The organism is Citrobacter sp. Cc139, from assembly GCF_030334645.1.
GTDB lineage: Bacteria > Pseudomonadota > Gammaproteobacteria > Enterobacterales > Enterobacteriaceae > Citrobacter > Citrobacter werkmanii.
Map to the genome: position 1 here is coordinate 46,366 of NZ_JAOWDM010000011.1, position 18,717 is coordinate 65,082.

Consider the following 18,717-nt stretch of genomic DNA (forward strand, 5'->3'; position numbering starts at 1 on the left):
GCACCCGGCATTTTTTGATTAACGCTTATCTTCCGCCAGCAGCGGCGGGATACTTGGCACCATTGGCGCATCGTCGATATCTTTCTGCGTCATGCGAAACGCTTGCGGATAATGCTCGCGGCTGGTACGGCGTAGCGGCTCGGTATTACGCCAGGTGTACAGACAATGCTGGCATTGATATACGGTCCAGACACCTTTTACCGGCGAGTTCGCCATCACTTCAATATGTTCATCGGCACAACGTGGACAAATCATCTGCTACTCCTTATTTACGGTTGGCCAGCATGGCGGTCAGCTTTTCAGCCCAGGCTTTTGTTTCCGGTAAATCACATACCGGTTGGCTGTAATGACCTCGGTTATCCGGTGCAACCGGTGTCGTGGCATCGATGATGAGCTTGTCGGTAATCCCCGCCGGACTGGAACCCGGATCAAGTTCCAGCACCGACATATTCGGCAGTTGCACCAGATCGCCCGCCGGATTGACCTTCGAGGAGAGCGCCCACATCACCTGCGGCAGGTTGAACGGGTCAACGTCTTCATCAACCATAATCACCATCTTCACGTAACCCAGGCCGTGCGGCGTGGTCATAGCACGCAGCCCCACCGCGCGGGCAAAGCCGCCGTAGCGTTTTTTGGTGGAAATAATCGCCAGCAGTCCGTGGGTGTACATGGCGTTCACCGCCTGCACTTCCGGGAATTCGGCTTTCAATTGTTGATAAAGCGGTACGCAGGTCGCCGGGCCCATCAGGTAGTCGATTTCGGTCCACGGCATACCGAGATAGAGTGATTCAAAAATCGGTTTGCTGCGATAAGAGACTTTATCGATACGCACCACGGTCATATTGCGTCCACCGGAATAGTGGCCAGTAAACTCGCCAAACGGACCTTCGATTTCGCGTTTACGGCTTTCAATGACCCCTTCGAGGATCACTTCAGAGCCCCACGGTACGTCAAAACCGGTGAGCGGCGCGGTAGCGATCGGGTACGGGCTTTCACGCAGCGCTCCCGCCATCTCGTATTCAGACTGATCGTATTTCAGCGGCGTGGCGCCCATCAAAGTGATGATAGGATCATTACCCAGCGTGATGGCAATCGGCAAATCTTCACCGCGCTCTTCCGCTTTATGCAGGTGCAGCGCGATATCATGCATTGGCACCGGTTGCAGACCGAGCTTACGTTTGCCCTTCACTTCCATGCGGTAGATGCCGACGTTCTGTTTGCCGAAGTTGTCCCGATCCAGCGGATCGCGCGACACCACGCAGGCTTTATCCAGGTAGAAACCGCCGTCGCCATCATTCAGGCGAAACAGCGGCAGAATGTCGAAAAGATTAATGTCTTCGCCGTCGACGGTATTTTCAGCCCATGCCGGGTTCGCACGACGTTCCGGGGCAACCGGAAATTTATCCCAGCGACGGATAAACTCATCAATCTGTTTTTTCACCGGGGTATTTGGTGGCAGACCTAAAGAGATGGCGTGATTCTGCCATGAACCGATGGTGTTCATCGCCACGCGGGCATCGGTAAAACCGCGAATATTGTCAAACCACAGCGCAGGCGCGCCATCACCAATACGCCCGGTCGCATTGGCCGCCGCCGCCAGATCCGGCTCGGCGTTAACTTCCTCACTGATTTTCAGCAGTTGTCCCTGGTCGTCCAGCGCCTGCAAAAAGCTGCGCAAATCATCAAATGCCATTATTCGTTCTCCTGTGCAAAATTCTGCGCCTGTCGTAATCCCTGCCAACGACGGGCGTTAGGGTGTTCAAGCCCAAACTGGTCGAGCACGCGCGCGACAATGTGCTGGGTGATGTCATCGACCGTTTGCGGATGGTTGTAAAACGCGGGCATTGGCGGGACCATCGCCACGCCCATGCGGGAAAGCGCGAGCATGTTTTCCAGATGGATGGTGCTGAGCGGCATTTCACGCGGTACCAGCACCAGTTTGCGCCCTTCTTTCAGCACCACGTCTGCGGCGCGCCCCACCAACCCTTCCGCGTAACCTGCGCGAATACCGGCCAGCGTTTTCATGCTGCAGGGGATAATGATCATGCCGTCAGTACGAAACGATCCGGAGGAGATGGTCGCGGCCTGGTCCGCGGGATTGTGGCAATAGTCTGCCAGTGCGGATACATCGCGGACGCTGTACGGCGTTTCCAGCTCAATGGTCGTTTTTGCCCATTTCGACAGCACCAGATGGGTTTCCACCCCCGGCATTTCCCGCAGCGCCTGTAGTAGCGACACGCCGAGCGGTGCGCCAGTAGCCCCCGTCATTCCTACGATCAGTCTCATTCAACCCCTCAATTTGTTCGTGTACGAACGTTTTGATTAAAATACTCCCACAATTCATTGTGGGCAAGGCCACCGCGCACGGATAGCTAAAACAGCGATGGTTAAAAAAGGAGGCGTAACCCGCTATGATAGAGACTGACCGATATCCCGGAGCTCTCATGCCGTTACGCAATAAAGCATTTCATCTTTTACGTCAGCTTTTTCAGCAGCATACGGCTCGCTGGCAACATGAGTTACCAGAGCTAACCAAACCGCAGTACGCGGTGATGCGCGCCATTGCCGAACAGCCCGGCATTGAACAGGTCGCCCTGATGGAGGCAGCGGTCTGCACCAAAGCCACACTTGCGGAAATGCTGAGCCGGATGGAAAAGCGTGGGCTGGTCAGGCGGGATCACGACCCGGCGGATAAGCGTCGGCGGTTTGTTTATTTGACTGCGCAAGGAGAAGCATTATTGGCCAGCGCAACCCCGGTAGGAGATCGCGTGGATGATGAGTTTCTGGGCAGACTGAGCGAGGAAGAGCGCAAACAGTTTACTCAACTGGTGCGTAAGATGATGGGATAATCGTTCGGATGGCGGTTTTGGGTGATGTCTTTGTAGGCCCGATAAGCAAAGCGCCATCGGACAATATGTGCCGACCAATAAGCGGTAGCGCTAAAGAAAAAGGCCAGTCTCGATGAGACTGGCCTTTCTTGATGGAACTTGTGCTTACTCGCGGAACAGCGCTTCGATATTCAGCCCCTGAGTCTGCAGAATTTCGCGCAGACGACGCAGGCCTTCAACCTGAATCTGACGAACACGTTCACGCGTGAGACCGATTTCGCGGCCCACATCTTCCAGTGTCGCAGCTTCATACCCCAGCAGACCGAAACGACGTGCCAGCACCTCACGCTGTTTGGCGTTCAGTTCGAACAGCCATTTGACGATGCTCTGTTTCATATCATCGTCTTGCGTGGTGTCTTCCGGGCCGTTTTCTTTTTCATCGGCCAGGATGTCCAGCAACGCTTTTTCGGAATCGCCACCCAGCGGGGTGTCTACCGAGGTAATGCGCTCGTTGAGTCGGAGCATACGGCTGACGTCATCAACCGGTTTATCCAGTTGTTCAGCAATCTCTTCTGCGCTCGGTTCGTGGTCCAGTTTATGCGACAACTCACGCGCGGTACGCAGATAGACGTTCAGCTCTTTTACAATGTGAATCGGCAGTCGGATCGTACGGGTTTGGTTCATAATAGCCCGTTCGATCGTCTGACGGATCCACCACGTTGCGTATGTTGAGAAGCGGAACCCGCGTTCCGGGTCAAACTTTTCGACGGCACGGATAAGCCCCAGATTGCCCTCTTCAATCAGGTCCAGCAATGCCAGACCGCGATTGCCATAACGGCGAGCAATTTTCACCACCAGACGCAGGTTACTTTCAATCATGCGTCGGCGAGAGGCGACATCTCCACGCAGTGCGCGACGCGCAAAATAAACTTCTTCTTCGGCTGTTAACAGTGGTGAATAACCAATCTCACCAAGGTAAAGCTGAGTCGCGTCCAACACACGCTGTGTGGCCCCCTGCGATAACAGCTCTTCTTCAGCCAGGTCGTTATCACTGGGTTCCTCTTCACTCAAGGCTTTCTCATCAAAAGCCTCTACTCCGTTCTCATCAAATTCCGCATCTTCATTTAAATCATGAACTTTCAGCGTATTCTGACTCATAAAGGTGGCTCCTACCCGTGATCCCTAACGGAACTAGCAAGTGAAAGCCTGGTTCCGCCGAATTATCGCTGCGGCAAGTAACGCAGCGGGTTTACGGATTTCCCCTTGTAACGAATTTCAAAATGCAAGCGTGTTGAACTGGTTCCGGTACTACCCATGGTAGCTATTTTCTGCCCCGCCTTGATTTCTTGTTGTTCCCGGACCAGCATTGTATCGTTATGGGCGTAGGCGCTCAGGTAATCATCGTTATGTTTGATGATAATAAGATTACCGTAACCACGCAGCGCGTTACCGGCATAAACGACGCGTCCATCTGCGGTCGCGACAATAGCCTGTCCTTTGCTGCCTGCAATGTCGATCCCTTTATTGCCACCTTCGGTAGCCGCAAAGTTTTCGATCACTTTGCCGTCAGTTGGCCAGCGCCAGGTAGAGATTGGCGCGCTGGTCGACGTTGAGCTTGCAGTTGTTTCGGTTGTGCTAACTGCTGGAGCCGTTACTGGCGCTGTGACAACTGTCCCAGCAGGCTTGTTGTTCGGCAACATTTTGTTAGCACTTTGTTCACCTGAATCCTCAGAATACGTAATTGTTGGTTTCGAAGCAACAGCAACGGTGGAATTTTGTGCAGGGTTGGTCACAACTCCTTGCTGTGCTGCATCCGCCTGGGTGATGGCATTCCCACCGGTAATCGGTGTACCCGAGGCGTTGCCCACTTGCAGAGTTTGGCCGACATTCAGGCTATACGGGGCCGGAACGTTATTGCGCTGTGCGAGGTCACGGAAATCGTTCCCGGTAATCCAGGCAATATAGAAAAGCGTGTCGCCTTTCTTGACAGTATAGGTGCTGCCGCCCGTGTAGCTACCTTTCGGAATATTCCCATACTTACGATTGTACACGATACGACCGTTTTCCATCTGTACAGGCTGTTCTGCAACAGGTTGAATTTGCGTTGGTTGCGTAGTCGGAGTCTGCACCGGTTGGATCTGTGGCGTCTGTTGTACTGTCGACGTCGAGCCCATTTTTGGCGGAGGCGTAATCAGCATGCCGGAACTGGTGTTCGTGGATGCACCGCCGTCAACCGAGCTGACCGGCGCTGGTGGATTCGAGGTGTTTGAACAACCTGCCAGCCATAATGAAACCAGTGACAATGCCGCAATACGGCGAATGGTAAATTTGTGGCTTCCCGCGCTCATTTATCCCCCAGGAAAATTTGTTTAAAACCCGTAACGTAATCACCGTGCAAAAGCATCGACACGATACGCTGACTAATTCCAGAATATCCAGGAAAACTCCAGGTATTCAGAGCCAGTGTCTACGCAAGCTCCCCTTTTACTAAGGGAACAAAACGTACGGCCTCCACGGTATCAATAATAAATTCGCCTCCCCGACGACGCACCCGCTTCAGGAACTGGTGCTCATCGCCCACGGGTAAGACGAGAATACCGCCTTCATCCAGCTGCATCATCAGCGCAGTTGGGATCTCCGGCGGTGCTGCCGTTACAATGATAGCGTCAAACGGGGCTCGCGCTTGCCAACCCTGCCATCCATCACCGTGACGGGTAGAAACATTGTGTAAATCCAGCTGTTTCAGGCGACGACGCGCCTGCCATTGCAGGCCTTTAATACGCTCAACGGAGCATACATGCTGCACCAGATGCGCCAGAATCGCCGTCTGGTAGCCGGAGCCAGTGCCAATTTCCAGCACTCGCGATTGCGGTGTTAGCTCAAGCAGCTCAGTCATGCGTGCAACCATATAAGGCTGCGAAATCGTCTGCCCCTGACCAATCGGCAAGGCAATATTGTCCCAGGCCTTATGTTCAAACGCCTCATCAATGAATTTCTCACGCGGCACGGCGGCGAGTGCATCCAGGACATGCTCATCTCGGATGCCCTGCGCACGTAATTGTTCAAGAAGAGTATGTACGCGTCTGCTTACCATTGCGTGTCGACTCCCACGCTGTCCAACCAGCTCGAAACCACCTCATGCGCGCCGTAGGCGGTTAAATCGACATGCAGCGGCGTGATGGAAACATAGCCTTCATCGACGGCGGCAAAATCGGTATCCGGCCCGGCGTCGCATTTTTCCCCCGGCGGCCCAATCCAGTACAACGTATTTCCTCGCGGATCCTGCTGTGGAATAACCTGATCCGCCGGATGGCGGCTGCCGCAGCGGGTGACGCGGATGCCTTTAATCTGATCCAGCGGTAGATCCGGAACGTTGATATTTAAAATACGCCCGGTGCGCAGCGGTTCACGACTCAGCGCCCGTAAGATACGACAGGTCACTGCCGCAGCAGTATCGTAGTGCTTATGGCCATCAAGCGAGACAGCCAGCGCAGGGAACCCAAGGTGACGACCTTCCATTGCCGCCGCAACGGTACCGGAATAGATGACATCATCCCCGAGATTAGGACCTGCGTTAATACCAGAAACGACAATGTCCGGACGCGGACGCATTAACGCGTTCACGCCCAGATAGACGCAGTCGGTGGGCGTGCCCATTTGTACGGCGATATCGCCGTTATCATAGGTAAACGTGCGAAGTGAAGATTCCAGCGTCAGCGAGTTAGACGCGCCACTGCGGTTACGATCCGGGGCAACCACCTGTACGTCAGCAAACTCACGCAGCGCTTTCGCCAGCGTTTGTATACCGGGTGCATGGACCCCATCATCGTTACTCAGCAATATACGCATAATCACCCATTGTGTTAATAAGTTCCCTTACTACACTGGTGGCGAAGCTACCTGCCGGTAGCCAGAAGCGTAACTCAACGGTTACGTCATCCCACCAGTTCCAGCTTAATTGTTGTGGATACAGCAACATAGCGCGTCGCGATGCCTCGACTTTCTCGCGCAATAGTAGAGACTGCAGCACGGTTTCATCCGCAACAGCGCTTTCTTCAAACACCAGCGCGTCGCGCTGAGTTCCCCACTCACCGCTACCCGGTAATGCCGCTGTAATCATCAATTCTTTGTCATCGACGCGCCGCTGTAATTCAGTCTGTTCTTCCTGCGTGGCGACAAACCAGCTTCCGCGTCCCGACAATTGTAGCGCATCGCCGTCAACAACTTGATTAAAGTCTGTTTTTTTCAAGCGTTCACTGACGATCTGATTAAACAACGCGCTACGGGCCGCCGACAACCAAAAACTGCGTTTATTGCGATCGCGCACCGGCGCATCGCTTTGCGCCCAGCGCAGCGCCCCTTGCAGGTTGCTGCCGCCGATCCCAAAACGCTGAGCGCCAAAATAGTTCGGTACGCCGCGCTCGCTAATCGCCTGTAATCGCGCTTCAACATCATTTCGCTCGCTCACTTCACGCAGCACCAGCGTAAATTCGTTGCCTTTCAGCGCCCCTAAACGCAGCTTACGCTTGTGGCGCGCGTACTCCAGCACTTTACAGCCTTCGAGCTCAAATTTGCTTAAATCAGGCATTACATTGCCCGGCACGCGCGCGCACAGCCACTGTTCCGTGACCGCATGCTTATCTTTTTGCCCGGCAAAGCTCACTTCACGGGCGTGAATTTTCAGGAACTTCGCCAGCGCGTCAGCGACAAAACGTGTATTGCAGCCGTTTTTCAGGATGCGCACCAAAATGTGCTCGCCTTCGCCATCCGGTTCGAAGCCTAGATCTTCGACGACGACAAAGTCTTCCGGATTGGCTTTCAGGACGCCATGGCCCAGTGGTTTACCATGAAGATATGTCAGATTCTCAAACGCAGTCATTTCGTTGCCTTAATGAGTAACGCCACCGCTTCACAGGCAATCCCTTCCCCACGCCCGGTGAAACCGAGTTTTTCCGTGGTGGTCGCTTTCACGTTAACATCATCCATATGGCAGCCAAGATCTTCGGCAATAAATACGCGCATTTGCGGAATGTGCGGCAGCATCTTCGGCGCCTGAGCAATAATCGTCACATCCACATTACCAAGCGTATAGCCTTTCGCCTGAATACGCCGCCAGGCTTCACGCAATAATTCGCGGCTATCTGCACCTTTAAAGGCCGGGTCGGTATCCGGGAAGAGTTTACCGATGTCACCCAGCGCCGCCGCGCCCAGCAAGGCATCGGTTAGCGCATGTAACGCCACATCACCATCAGAATGCGCCAGCAGTCCTTTTTCATACGGGATGCGCACGCCGCCAATGATAATTGGGCCAACGCCGCCAAAAGCGTGTACGTCAAAACCGTGTCCGATTCGCATTATGCATTCTCCAAATGGATTGTTCGGGAGAGATAAAACTCCGCCAGCGCCAGGTCTTCCGGGCGGGTGACTTTGATGTTGTCAGCGCGTCCTTCGACCAGTTGCGGATGAAAACCGCAATATTCCAGCGCCGAAGCTTCGTCCGTAATGGTTGCGCCTTCGTTGAGCGCACGGGTCAGGCAGTCATGCAACAGCTCGCGAGGGAAAAACTGCGGCGTTAACGCATGCCATAAGTCGGTACGATCGACCGTATGGGCAATGTCTGTGCGGCCCGGTTCAGCGCGTTTCATCGTATCGCGTACGGGTGCCGCCAGGATCCCGCCAGTGCGGCTGGTTTCACTGATTGCCAGCAAACGTGCTAAGTCATCCTGATGCAGACACGGACGCGCGGCGTCATGCACCAGCACCCAACGCGCATCTCCTGCGGCTTGCAAACCGGCAAGGACAGAATCGGCACGTTCGTTGCCGCCATCCACTACGGTAATTTGCGGATGCGCGGCAAGTGGAAGTTGGGCAAAGCGGCTGTCGCCTGGGCTGATAGCGATGACGACTCGCGTCACCCGGGGATGGGCCAGTAGCGCATCAACCGAGTGTTCAAGAATGGTTTTATTGCCAATTGAGAGGTACTGCTTAGGACACTCTGTTTGCATTCGGCGGCCAAATCCGGCAGCCGGCACCACGGCGCAAACGTCCAATAAAGTGGCTGCCATGTTAGATCCCTGGACGGTTTATCGATTGTTTTGCCCTGCAGTCTGGGCGCGTTTAGACGCGTCAGGCACCAGACGATAAAAAGTTTCGCCCGGCTTAGTCATGCTGAGTTCGTTGCGCGCGCGCTCCTCAATGGCCTCTTGTCCGCCATTGAGATCGTCAATTTCGGCAAAGAGCTGATCGTTACGCGCTTTAAGTTTCGCGTTTGTAGCCTGCTGCGCAGCAACATCATCGTTGACGCGACTATAGTCATGTATGCCGTTCTTACCGAACCACAGCGAATACTGTAGCCAGACTAATAAAGCCAGCAACAGCAGCGTAAGTTTACCCATCCTGCCCCCTGAAAAACGGCATTAACATCCCATAACTTCCGTAGACGACTTTACATCAACGGACGGGAATGCCGCGACAACGCGGGCAAATGTACCACATTTGCCCGTTGTTACGTATACCCCGTGTAAGGAGAACATAATCTCATTGTTGGTTACGGTTTGAATTATGACCAGACAGTGAACGACATCGGCGATCGTTTAAAACGCACTTAGCCTAGCCCAAAAGCCAAAAGAATAGCGCGCTAAACATTCCACCCACCACCAGTAGGGTGCTGGTAATGCTCAGTAGCAGCTTTCCTTTTAATAGCGAGTGCAGGGCAATACCCGCCACAATCGCCACGGGCAGCAACGCGAGGAAGAAAGGCCAGGTATAAAGGAAGAAAAACAGTGTGTTAGGGCCATACATCAGACATGGGAACCCCAGCGCCAGCAGCCACGCTACAAAACCGACCACGGCCCCTGGTAGGGACCAGGTGGTTTCGTCGTCGGTAGCGAAGGTCTCTGACTCTGTAATAGTAATGTTATGGCTGTTACGCATATCTAATCCTGTGACCGTGACTGACCGGGCATGTAAGCTCGGGTGTCTCAGGATCTGATAATATCTCCCTGCCTCAGCAGGTCTAATAATTGGGGAACCAAATTTGTTACCAATTGTTCACCATCCAGATGAATCTCTGGCGATTCAGGCGCTTCGTATACCGAATCAATTCCGGTGAAATTGCGCAACTCCCCCGACCTGGCTTTTTTATACAGCCCTTTTGGGTCGCGCGCTTCGCACGTTGCTAATGGCGTATCGACAAAAACCTCAATAAAACGCCCTGCGCCAACGCGCTCGCGGACCATTTTTCGCTCGGCGCGATGCGGAGAGATAAAGGCGGTCAGAACTACCAGACCGGCATCCACCATCAGGTTAGCCACCTCGCCAACCCGACGGATATTCTCCTTACGATCGGCATCGCTAAACCCCAGATCGCTGCACAGGCCGTGACGCACGTTATCGCCATCCAGCAGATAAGTGCTGACGCCCAGCTTGTGCAACGCTTCTTCCAGCGCTCCCGCTACCGTAGATTTACCGGAGCCAGACAGTCCGGTAAACCACAGCACAACACCACGGTGACCGTGGCGTTGCTCCCGCTGTTGCGGTGTAACAGGATGGGCATGCCAGACGACGTTTTCGTCATGCAACGCCATTATTTGCCTCCCAGCAGATCGCGCGCACCCCAGTGTGGGAAGTGGCGACGCACCAGCGCATTCAGCTCCAGTTCAAACGCGCTGAACTGAGAAGCGGCGGCCTGCTCCTGGATGATAGGCTCACGCACCAACCCCGCGCCGACGGTGACGTTAGTCAGGCGGTCAATGATAATCAACCCACCCGTAACCGGGTTCTGCTGATAGGTATCCAACACCAGCGGTTCATCAAACGTCAGATTAACCAGACCAATGCCGTTCAGCGGTAACGCGTCGACCTCACGCTGGGTCAGGTTGTTAATATCGACCTGGTACTGCACGGTATCCACGCGCGCGCGGGTCTTCTTGCCGGCAACTTTGATGTCGTAGCTCTGCCCCGGCGACAGCGGCTGTTCCGCCATCCACACCACATCAACGGCAGCACTTTGTACCGCTGGCAACGCTTCACCTGCATCCAGCAGCAGGTCGCCCCGGCTGATATCAATCTCATCTTTCAGCACCAGGGTGATCGCTTCACCGGCATGCGCTTGCTGTAAATCACCATCAAAGGTAACGATCCGCGCCACGCTCGACTCAACGCCAGACGGTAACACCTTGACGCGTTGTCCTACCTGCACGCGACCGGAGGCCAGCGTTCCGGCATAACCACGAAAATCCAGATTTGGTCGGTTCACATACTGCACCGGGAAACGCATCGGCTGGGTATCGACAATGCGCTGGATCTCAACGGTTTCCAGCACTTCGAGCAGCGTCGGGCCGCTGTACCATGGCATGCTGACGCTTGGCGAAGCCACGTTATCGCCTTCCAGCGCGGAGAGCGGCACAAAACGGATATCCAGGTTGCCCGGCAGTTGTTCAGCAAACGTGAGATAGTCTTCGCGGATGCGGTTAAATGTCTCTTCGCTAAAGCTCACCAGATCCATTTTGTTGATCGCTACCACCAGGTGCTTGATCCCAAGCAGCGTGGAGATAAAGCTGTGACGACGGGTCTGATCGAGCACGCCTTTACGCGCATCGATCAACAGGATCGCCAGGTCGCAGGTCGACGCACCGGTCGCCATGTTGCGGGTGTACTGTTCGTGACCGGGGGTATCCGCAATAATAAATTTTCGCTTCTCGGTGGAGAAATAACGATAAGCCACGTCGATGGTGATGCCCTGCTCGCGCTCGGCCTGCAAGCCGTCAACCAATAGCGCCAGATCGAGTTTTTCGCCTTGGGTGCCGTGGCGTTTACTGTCGTTATGCAGCGATGAGAGCTGATCTTCATAGATCTGCCGGGTATCATGCAGCAAGCGACCAATCAGGGTACTTTTCCCGTCATCCACGCTACCGCAGGTTAAAAAACGCAGCAGGCTTTTGTGTTGCTGAGCAACCATCCAGGCTTCAACGCCGCCTTCATTAGCAATTTGTTGTGCAAGTGTCGTATTCATGGCGGCTCCTTAGAAATACCCCTGACGTTTCTTCAGCTCCATGGAGCCCGCCTGGTCGCGGTCAATCACGCGGCCCTGACGTTCACTGGTGGTTGAGACCAGCATCTCTTCAATAATTTCCGGCAGCGTCTGCGCGTTAGACTCCACCGCGCCGGTCAGCGGCCAGCAGCCAAGCGTGCGGAAACGCACCATGCGCTTTTTAATCACTTCGCCGGGTTGCAGATCGATTCTGTCGTCATCAATCATCATCAACATACCATCGCGCTCCAGTACCGGACGCTCAGCCGCCAGGTACAGCGGTACGATGTCGATATTTTCCAACCAGATGTACTGCCAGATATCCTGTTCGGTCCAGTTAGAGAGCGGGAATACGCGAATGCTTTCGCCTTTGTTAATTTGTCCGTTGTAGTTGTGCCACAGTTCCGGACGCTGATTTTTCGGGTCCCAGCGATGGAAGCGATCGCGGAAGGAGTAAATGCGCTCTTTGGCGCGCGATTTCTCCTCATCACGGCGTGCGCCGCCGAACGCGGCGTCAAAACCGTATTTGTTCAGCGCCTGCTTAAGCCCTTCGGTTTTCATAATATCGGTATGCTTGGCGCTGCCGTGGACAAAGGGGTTGATGCCCATCGCCACCCCTTCCGGGTTTTTATGCACCAGCAGTTCGCAGCCGTAGGCTTTCGCCGTACGGTCACGAAATTCATACATCTCGCTAAATTTCCAACCGGTATCAACGTGCAGCAAGGGGAACGGCAGCGTGCCAGGATAAAACGCTTTGCGCGCCAGATGCAGCATTACGCTGGAATCTTTGCCGATGGAATACATCATCACCGGATTAGAAAACTCGGCGGCCACCTCACGAATGATATGGATGCTTTCCGCTTCCAGTTGCCGCAGGTGGGTAAGTCGTTTTTGATCCATAACCGTTCCTATGTAATGCCGTTATTTTGCTAACGATGCTCAGATAACCTGACTATAGGGAGGGCAAGGAGGCGAATGAAATTACGAATTGGAATGAGTAGTTCCTCAAAGGAATAACGATCTGGAAAAGCAAATATCAAAAAGTGCTTAAGCCACCGGATTTCGGGCATTTAGGAGCAAATGAAATTGTTTTACCGCGATCACGGTTTCATACTAGCGGCTAAAAATTTCTGCTTGGTATTTAAGGACTCACTATGTTTTCCGCATTGCGCCACCTGACTACCGCCCTGGCGCTCGGCGCGTGCTTTATCCTTCCCGCACAGGCAACATCTTCGAAGCCCGGAGATATCGCAAATACCCAGGCACGCTACATCGCCACATTCTTCCCAGGCCGTGTGACGGGTTCTCCGGCAGAAATGTTATCTGCTGATTATATACGTCAGCAATTTCAGCAGATGGGCTATAGCAGTGATATTCGGACGTTTAACAGCCGCTATATTTATACCGCCAAAGATAATCGTAAAAACTGGCATAACGTAACGGGCAGTACCGTCATTGCAGCCCATGAAGGCAAAGCGCCACAGCAGATTATTATCATGGCGCACCTCGACACCTACGCTGCGCAAAGCGACGCCGATTCCGATGCCAATCTGGGTGGATTAACCCTACAGGGTATCGACGACAACGCCGCAGGGGTGGGCGTGATGCTGGAGCTGGCTGAACGACTCAAAAATGTGCCGACGCAGTACGGTATTCGCTTTATCGCCACCAGCGGTGAAGAGGAAGGCAAACTCGGCGCAGAGAACATCCTTAAGCGAATGAGCGCCGCCGAGAAGAAAAATACGCTGCTGGTTATCAACCTCGATAACCTGATCGTTGGCGATAAGCTCTATTTCAACAGCGGGAAAAGAACCCCGGAAGCCGTACGAAAACTGACGCGCGACCGGGCGCTGGTCATCGCACGCAGACGCGGTATTGTCGCCAGCACCAACCCCGGACTGAACAAAGACTATCCGAAAGGTACCGGCTGCTGTAACGACGCAGAGGTGTTCGATAACGCGGGAATTGCCGTCCTTTCCGTTGAAGCGACCAACTGGAGCCTCGGCAAGAAAGATGGCTATCAACAACGCGCCAAAAGCCCTTCATTCCCGGATGGCAACAGCTGGCACGATGTGCGTCTGGATAACCAACAGCATATCGATAAAGCGTTACCGGGCCGGATAGAGCACCGCAGCCGCGACGTGGTACGCATCATGCTGCCGCTGGTAAAAGAGCTGGCGAAGGCAGGGTAATCCTGAAAAAAAAAGAGCCCCGGTAATGCATAACGCTTACCGAGGCTCATATTACCCTTCGTGCAGCCCGCATTCGCGCTTCAGCCCGAAGAAGCGCGTCTCTTCTTCCGCCATGCCCGGCTCCCATTTGCGGGTAGTATGCGTATCCCCCACCGACAGATAGCCCTGGTCCCACAGCGGGTGATATTTCAGCCCGTGCTTTTGCAGATACTGGTAAACGGTACGGTTATCCCAGTCGATGATCGGCAGCACTTTAAACACGCCGCGCTGAATTGCCAGTACCGGCAAATGCGCCCGGCTGCCTGACTGCTCGCGGCGCAGGCCCGCAAACCAGGTCTGTGCTTTCAGCTCTTTTAGCGCCCGGTTCATCGGCTCGACTTTGTTGATGTCATTGTATTTCTCAATGCCCTCAACGCCCTGCTCCCACAGTTTGCCATAGCGTGCTTCCTGCCAGGCAGCACTCTCCTTCGCCCGATAGACTTGCAGATTCAGCCTGAGTTTGTCCGTTAACTCGTCAATAAACTGGTAGGTTTCCGGGAACAGATAGCCGGTATCGGTCAGAATTACCGGGATATCCGGGCGGATCTGATTGACCAGATGCAGGCTTACTGCGGCCTGAATACCAAAGCTGGAAGAGAGCACGTATTCTCCCGGCAAATTCTCCAGTGCCCACGCCACGCGGCCTTCGGCGTCCAGCTTTTCCAGTTGGCTGTTAGTTTCCGCCAGCGCCATAACGCGTTCAACTTTCGGCAGGTCGTTCAGAGCGTTTAGATCGAGTACTGACATGATTACCTCATCTTATGCCTGATAGCGCTACGCTTATCAGGCCTACAAAACCGTCGTGTCACCAGGCAAAGGGAACTTATTCCCAGAAATCACGCGCTGGATCAAGCACCGGGCGAATGATGCCCGCACGCACCGTAAAATCGCCGAAGCCTTCACCCGCTTCGCGCTCTTTCGCCCAGCGCCCAACCAGCTCGTCAATGGAATCGAGAATTTCCGCTTCCGTAATGTTTTCGCGATACATGCGTGGAATACGTGTTCCCATGCGGTTGCCGCCCAGATGCACGTTGTAACGCCCCGGGGCTTTGCCCACCAGACCCAGCTCCGCCAGCATCGCGCGGCCGCAGCCGTTCGGGCAGCCGGTCACGCGCATCACGATATGCTCGTCAGGAATGCCGTGTTTTTCCAGAATCGCTTCCACTTTGTCCGTAAACGACGGCAGGAAACGCTCAGCTTCCGCCATCGCCAGCGGACAGGTCGGGAACGACACGCAGGCCATCGAGTTTTCACGCTGCGGTTTCACCGCATTCATCAACCCGTGGTCGCGCGCCAGTTTCTCGATCTTCGCTTTCTGGCTTTCCGGCACGCTGGCAATAATCAGGTTCTGGTTAGCGGTGATGCGGAAATCGCCTTTGTGGATCTTCGCGATCTCCAGTAAACCGGTTTTCAGCGGACGTCCAGGATAATCCAGGATACGACCGTTTTCGATAAACAGCGTCAGGTGCCAGTTGTTGTCGATCCCTTTCACCCAACCGATGCGATCGCCACGACCGGTAAATTCATACGGGCGGATCGGCTCAAACTTGATCCCCGCGCGGCGCTCAACCTCTTCCTTGAAGGTGTCGATACCGACGCGCTCCAGGGTATATTTGGTTTTCGCGTTTTTACGGTCGGTACGGTTACCCCAGTCACGCTGAGTCGTCACCACCGCTTCGGCCACGGCCAGGGTATGCTCCAGCGGCAGGAAGCCGAACTCGCTTGCCGTACGCGCGTAGGTTTTCTTATTACCGTGCTCAATAGACAGACCGCCGCCAACCAGCAGGTTAAAGCCCACCAGCTTGCCGTTTTCGGCAATCGCCACGAAGTTCATGTCGTTGGCGTGCAGATCGATATCGTTCTGCGGCGGGATCACCACCGTGGTTTTAAATTTACGCGGCAAATAAGTCGCGCCGAGGATCGGTTCTTCGTCGGTGGTGGCGACCTTCTCCTGATCGAGCCAGATCTCCGCATAGGCGCGGGTACGCGGCAGCAGATGTTCAGAGATCTTTTTCGCCCACTCGTAGGCCTCGGCGTGCAGCTCGGACTCATACGGGTTGGAGGTGCACAGCACGTTACGGTTCATGTCGTTGGCGGTCGCCAGCGCGTCCAGCCCGACGGAGTGCAACATCTGATGCACCGGCTTGACGTTCTTCTTCAGAATGCCGTGGAACTGGAAGGTCTGACGGTTGGTCAGACGGATGCTGCCATAAATCGTGTTGTCAGCGGCGAATTTATCGATGGCCTTCCACTGGGTAGTGGTGATCACCCCGCCCGGCAGACGACAGCGCAGCAACATCGCATGGCGCGGCTCCAGCTTCTGCTCGGCGCGCTCGGCGCGAATGTCGCGATCATCCTGCTGGTACATGCCGTGGAAACGAATCAGCAGGAAATTATCGCCGTGAAAACCGCCGGTCAGACCGTCATTCAGGTCTTCCGCGATGGTGCCGCGCAGGAAATTACTTTCACGCTTCATGCGCTCGGCGTCAGTCAGTTTGCCTTCGACCACTAAAGGCCCTGGGTATTTTTCGCTCATTAGTAGACATCTCGCTGATAACGGCGCTCAACGCGCAGCTCACTTAAAAATTCATCCGCCGCTTCGATGTCCATTGCACCGAACTCAGCAATCACTTCCAGCAACGCCTGCTCAACGTCTTTCGCCATGCGATTAGCGTCGCCGCAGACATAAATGTGGGCACCGTCATTAATCCAGCGCCACAGCTCTGCGCCCTGTTCGCGCAGTTTGTCTTGTACGTAGATTTTTTCTTTTTGATCGCGTGACCAGGCCAGATCGATACGGTTCAGCACGCCTTCTTTTACGTAGCGCTGCCACTCGACCTGGTAGAGGAAGTCTTCGGTGAAATGCGGGTTACCGAAGAACAGCCAGTTCTTGCCTTCCGCACCGTCGGCGGCGCGCTGCTGCATAAAGGCGCGGAACGGCGCGATACCGGTGCCCGGACCAATCATAATCACCGGGGTCTGCGGGTTCGCCGGCAGGCGGAAGTTGTCGTTGTGCTCAATGAACACGCGCACTTCGCCCTCTTCTTCCACGCGGTCGGCGAGGAAGCTGGAGGCACCACCGGCGCGGGCACGACCTTCAATGTCGTAGCGCACGACGCCGACGGTCACGTGCACTTCGCTTTCAACTTCCGCCTGTGAAGAGGCGATAGAGTACAGGCGCGGCGTCAGTGGACGCAGCAGGCCGATTAATGCTTCGGCATCAAGCTGTGCCGGGGAGAAACGCACCATATCGACGATTGGCGTGGTAGCCGCATACTGCTGAAGCTGGGCTTTATCGCCCACCAGCGGCAGCAGCGATTCACTGCGCGTCAGCGTGGCGTAGTTTTCCACGATATTCGCGGTGTTGACCGTCAGTTCGAAGTGCCACTCCAGCGCTTCGGCCAGCGGCAGGATTTTTCCTTCCACCGTAACCGGCTCATCCCCTTTCAGCCACAGCAGTTCAACCAGCTCTTTCACCAGAGCCGGATCGTTCTGATACCACACGCCCAGCGCGTCGCCCGGCTGATAACGCAGACCGGAATCACCGAGATCGATTTCGATATGACGGACATCTTTTTCCGAGTTACGACCGGTAATTTTCTGGTTCACCGACAAGGACGCCGTCAGCGGCGCTTCTTTGGTGTAGGGGCTGGTATGTACTTCATTTACCGCACCGCTCGCTGCAACTTGTACAGACGGTACTGCAGGCGCACGCGCTTTCAGTACATCAACCAACCGGGCACGCCACTGCGCGGCAGCGGCCTGATATTCGACGTCGGCATCTACGCGATCGAGCAGACGTTCACCGCCCAGCTCAGCCAGCTTGCTGTCGAAATCTTTACCGGCCTGACAGAAAAATTCGTAAGAGGTATCGCCGAGAGCAAACACGGCGAAAGCGGTGTTATCGAGTTTCGGCGCTTTTTTCGAGAACAGGAATTTATGTAACGCCACAGCTTCTTCCGCTGGTTCTCCTTCTCCCTGAGTCGATGCCACCACAACCAGCAACTTTTCATTGGCGATTTGTTTGAATTTGTAGTCGCCGGCATTGATCAGAGTGACATTGAGCTTCGCGGCAATTAGATCATCGCGCAGGGCTTCCGCCACACGACGCGCATTGCCGGTTTGCGAGGCGGAGATAAGCGTAATCCCCGGCATTTCGGCAACAGGCGCAGGAGCCGCTGCATTCGCCCCCGGCTGCTGATTCAGCACGCCCCAAAAATAACCAGAAACCCACGCAAGCTGCGCGGGAGTGAAATCGGTCGTGGCCGCCTGAAGGCGAGCCAGTTGCTCCGGGTTTAGCGGTAGCAGAGCGGAAGGTGGGGCCTGTGTCGTCATGCGTTGTCATGTTCCAGTAAGCAAAGCTGTTTTTCGTGCCCAAATGGCACCAAAAAAAGAAATGAAAATACTCTAAATAATTCGAGTTGCATGAAGGCGGCAAGTGAACGAATCCCAGGAGCTTACTGAAGTAAGTGACTGGGATAAGAGAGTGAAGCCAACACACATGCAGCTCGAAGTATGACGAGTATTAGGTTAACGGCGGGCATAGTAACAACTAAAGAAGGGATAGAAATAACAAATAACCAAATGAACTAACCTGTTTTAGTTATAGTTATTAACAGCAAAATCG

At 54.6% G+C, this 18,717-nt stretch carries 20 protein-coding genes; 2 read left to right on the top strand and 18 right to left on the bottom strand.

The window, feature by feature from the left end; all coding sequences use genetic code 11:
* Window positions 1–18: 18 nt before the first annotated feature.
* The 3 genes from OGV69_RS00315 to OGV69_RS00325 are packed head-to-tail and all read right to left on the bottom strand — an operon-like array spanning window position 19 to window position 2,286.
* Window positions 19–255: a non-oxidative hydroxyarylic acid decarboxylases subunit D gene (locus OGV69_RS00315; RefSeq protein ID WP_038633131.1), complete on the bottom strand. Its 237-nt coding sequence runs from the start codon at window positions 253–255 to the stop codon at window positions 19–21.
* A gap of 10 nt (window positions 256–265) precedes the next feature.
* Entirely contained in the window at window positions 266–1,693 is a 1,428-nt protein-coding gene (locus OGV69_RS00320; protein WP_038633134.1) for a non-oxidative hydroxyarylic acid decarboxylases subunit C, read from the bottom strand.
* Complete coding sequence (locus tag OGV69_RS00325) at window positions 1,693–2,286, bottom strand: non-oxidative hydroxyarylic acid decarboxylases subunit B (protein WP_038633137.1); 594 nt, start codon at window positions 2,284–2,286, stop codon at window positions 1,693–1,695. The genes OGV69_RS00320 and OGV69_RS00325 overlap by 1 nt, the downstream gene beginning before the upstream one ends.
* Window positions 2,287–2,444: 158 nt before the next feature.
* Here OGV69_RS00325 and OGV69_RS00330 point away from each other — a divergent pair, with 158 nt between their 5' ends.
* Window positions 2,445–2,849: a MarR family winged helix-turn-helix transcriptional regulator gene (locus tag OGV69_RS00330; protein ID WP_038633140.1), complete on the top strand. Its 405-nt coding sequence runs from the start codon at window positions 2,445–2,447 to the stop codon at window positions 2,847–2,849.
* A 144-nt stretch (window positions 2,850–2,993) separates the two neighbouring features.
* Here the strand turns inward: OGV69_RS00330 and rpoS are convergent, their stop codons facing one another.
* The 12 genes from rpoS to cysD all read right to left on the bottom strand — a co-directional run bounded on the left by rpoS (window position 2,994) and on the right by cysD (window position 12,759).
* A complete protein-coding gene (gene rpoS / locus OGV69_RS00335) occupies window positions 2,994–3,986 on the bottom strand; it encodes an RNA polymerase sigma factor RpoS (RefSeq protein ID WP_000081498.1) in 993 nt (330 codons plus the stop codon).
* A gap of 62 nt (window positions 3,987–4,048) precedes the next feature.
* On the bottom strand, window positions 4,049–5,131 hold the full coding sequence (nlpD, locus tag OGV69_RS00340; protein WP_223229542.1) for a murein hydrolase activator NlpD: 1,083 nt from the start codon (window positions 5,129–5,131) through the stop codon (window positions 4,049–4,051).
* Between the two features lie 164 nt (window positions 5,132–5,295).
* Entirely contained in the window at window positions 5,296–5,922 is a 627-nt protein-coding gene (pcm, locus tag OGV69_RS00345; protein ID WP_038633150.1) for a protein-L-isoaspartate O-methyltransferase, read from the bottom strand.
* Window positions 5,916–6,677, bottom strand: coding sequence for a 5'/3'-nucleotidase SurE (gene surE / locus OGV69_RS00350; protein ID WP_038633152.1), 762 nt, complete (start codon window positions 6,675–6,677; stop codon window positions 5,916–5,918). Before surE ends, pcm begins: the two co-directional genes overlap by 7 nt.
* Complete coding sequence (gene truD / locus OGV69_RS00355; protein ID WP_038633155.1) at window positions 6,658–7,707, bottom strand: tRNA pseudouridine(13) synthase TruD; 1,050 nt, start codon at window positions 7,705–7,707, stop codon at window positions 6,658–6,660. Before truD ends, surE begins: the two co-directional genes overlap by 20 nt.
* Window positions 7,704–8,183, bottom strand: a complete 480-nt coding sequence (ispF, locus tag OGV69_RS00360) for a 2-C-methyl-D-erythritol 2,4-cyclodiphosphate synthase (protein WP_003034167.1) — start codon at window positions 8,181–8,183, stop codon at window positions 7,704–7,706. The genes truD and ispF overlap by 4 nt, the downstream gene beginning before the upstream one ends.
* The gene (ispD, locus tag OGV69_RS00365) at window positions 8,183–8,893 is read right to left on the bottom strand and encodes a 2-C-methyl-D-erythritol 4-phosphate cytidylyltransferase (RefSeq protein ID WP_038633159.1); all 711 of its coding nucleotides are present in this window, start codon (window positions 8,891–8,893) and stop codon (window positions 8,183–8,185) included. The genes ispF and ispD overlap by 1 nt, the downstream gene beginning before the upstream one ends.
* A gap of 18 nt (window positions 8,894–8,911) precedes the next feature.
* On the bottom strand, window positions 8,912–9,223 hold the full coding sequence (gene ftsB / locus OGV69_RS00370) for a cell division protein FtsB (protein ID WP_003034163.1): 312 nt from the start codon (window positions 9,221–9,223) through the stop codon (window positions 8,912–8,914).
* A gap of 214 nt (window positions 9,224–9,437) precedes the next feature.
* Window positions 9,438–9,761, bottom strand: a complete 324-nt coding sequence (locus OGV69_RS00375; RefSeq protein WP_038633162.1) for a DUF3561 family protein — start codon at window positions 9,759–9,761, stop codon at window positions 9,438–9,440.
* A gap of 47 nt (window positions 9,762–9,808) precedes the next feature.
* Window positions 9,809–10,414: an adenylyl-sulfate kinase gene (cysC, locus tag OGV69_RS00380; RefSeq protein ID WP_069324554.1), complete on the bottom strand. Its 606-nt coding sequence runs from the start codon at window positions 10,412–10,414 to the stop codon at window positions 9,809–9,811.
* The gene (cysN, locus tag OGV69_RS00385) at window positions 10,414–11,841 is read right to left on the bottom strand and encodes a sulfate adenylyltransferase subunit CysN (RefSeq protein WP_069324553.1); all 1,428 of its coding nucleotides are present in this window, start codon (window positions 11,839–11,841) and stop codon (window positions 10,414–10,416) included. The genes cysC and cysN overlap by 1 nt, the downstream gene beginning before the upstream one ends.
* A gap of 9 nt (window positions 11,842–11,850) precedes the next feature.
* Window positions 11,851–12,759 (bottom strand): sulfate adenylyltransferase subunit CysD, encoded by a 909-nt coding sequence (cysD, locus tag OGV69_RS00390; RefSeq protein WP_003034152.1) that lies wholly within the window; start codon window positions 12,757–12,759, stop codon window positions 11,851–11,853.
* 254 nt (window positions 12,760–13,013) lie between these two features.
* On the opposite strand from cysD, the gene OGV69_RS00395 reads away from it, so the two are divergent.
* Window positions 13,014–14,051 carry an aminopeptidase gene (locus OGV69_RS00395; protein ID WP_069324552.1) on the top strand — a complete coding sequence of 346 codons (1,038 nt, stop codon included), beginning with the start codon at window positions 13,014–13,016 and terminating at the stop codon, window positions 14,049–14,051.
* Window positions 14,052–14,102: 51 nt separating this feature from the next.
* Here the strand turns inward: OGV69_RS00395 and cysH are convergent, their stop codons facing one another.
* The 3 genes from cysH to cysJ all read right to left on the bottom strand — a co-directional run bounded on the left by cysH (window position 14,103) and on the right by cysJ (window position 18,425).
* Complete coding sequence (gene cysH / locus OGV69_RS00400; RefSeq protein WP_038633174.1) at window positions 14,103–14,837, bottom strand: phosphoadenosine phosphosulfate reductase; 735 nt, start codon at window positions 14,835–14,837, stop codon at window positions 14,103–14,105.
* Between the two features lie 76 nt (window positions 14,838–14,913).
* Window positions 14,914–16,626 carry an assimilatory sulfite reductase (NADPH) hemoprotein subunit gene (gene cysI, locus OGV69_RS00405; protein WP_069324551.1) on the bottom strand — a complete coding sequence of 571 codons (1,713 nt, stop codon included), beginning with the start codon at window positions 16,624–16,626 and terminating at the stop codon, window positions 14,914–14,916.
* Entirely contained in the window at window positions 16,626–18,425 is a 1,800-nt protein-coding gene (cysJ, locus tag OGV69_RS00410) for an NADPH-dependent assimilatory sulfite reductase flavoprotein subunit (RefSeq protein WP_069324550.1), read from the bottom strand. Before cysJ ends, cysI begins: the two co-directional genes overlap by 1 nt.
* Window positions 18,426–18,717: the final 292 nt, after the last annotated feature.

Coding starts and splice junctions, on each gene's coding strand:
- cysD (WP_003034152.1), bottom strand. CDS start 12,759: ATGGATCAAAAACGACTTACCCACCTGCGGCAACTGGAAGCGGAAAGC.
- OGV69_RS00330 (WP_038633140.1), top strand. CDS start 2,445: ATGCCGTTACGCAATAAAGCATTTCATCTTTTACGTCAGCTTTTTCAG.
- cysH (WP_038633174.1), bottom strand. CDS start 14,837: ATGTCAGTACTCGATCTAAACGCTCTGAACGACCTGCCGAAAGTTGAA.
- ispD (WP_038633159.1), bottom strand. CDS start 8,893: ATGGCAGCCACTTTATTGGACGTTTGCGCCGTGGTGCCGGCTGCCGGA.
- cysN (WP_069324553.1), bottom strand. CDS start 11,841: ATGAATACGACACTTGCACAACAAATTGCTAATGAAGGCGGCGTTGAA.
- ispF (WP_003034167.1), bottom strand. CDS start 8,183: ATGCGAATCGGACACGGTTTTGACGTACACGCTTTTGGCGGCGTTGGC.
- cysC (WP_069324554.1), bottom strand. CDS start 10,414: ATGGCGTTGCATGACGAAAACGTCGTCTGGCATGCCCATCCTGTTACA.
- OGV69_RS00325 (WP_038633137.1), bottom strand. CDS start 2,286: ATGAGACTGATCGTAGGAATGACGGGGGCTACTGGCGCACCGCTCGGC.
- cysI (WP_069324551.1), bottom strand. CDS start 16,626: ATGAGCGAAAAATACCCAGGGCCTTTAGTGGTCGAAGGCAAACTGACT.
- OGV69_RS00395 (WP_069324552.1), top strand. CDS start 13,014: ATGTTTTCCGCATTGCGCCACCTGACTACCGCCCTGGCGCTCGGCGCG.
- cysJ (WP_069324550.1), bottom strand. CDS start 18,425: ATGACGACACAGGCCCCACCTTCCGCTCTGCTACCGCTAAACCCGGAG.
- ftsB (WP_003034163.1), bottom strand. CDS start 9,223: ATGGGTAAACTTACGCTGCTGTTGCTGGCTTTATTAGTCTGGCTACAG.
- rpoS (WP_000081498.1), bottom strand. CDS start 3,986: ATGAGTCAGAATACGCTGAAAGTTCATGATTTAAATGAAGATGCGGAA.
- OGV69_RS00375 (WP_038633162.1), bottom strand. CDS start 9,761: ATGCGTAACAGCCATAACATTACTATTACAGAGTCAGAGACCTTCGCT.
- surE (WP_038633152.1), bottom strand. CDS start 6,677: ATGCGTATATTGCTGAGTAACGATGATGGGGTCCATGCACCCGGTATA.
- pcm (WP_038633150.1), bottom strand. CDS start 5,922: ATGGTAAGCAGACGCGTACATACTCTTCTTGAACAATTACGTGCGCAG.
- truD (WP_038633155.1), bottom strand. CDS start 7,707: ATGACTGCGTTTGAGAATCTGACATATCTTCATGGTAAACCACTGGGC.
- OGV69_RS00315 (WP_038633131.1), bottom strand. CDS start 255: ATGATTTGTCCACGTTGTGCCGATGAACATATTGAAGTGATGGCGAAC.
- OGV69_RS00320 (WP_038633134.1), bottom strand. CDS start 1,693: ATGGCATTTGATGATTTGCGCAGCTTTTTGCAGGCGCTGGACGACCAG.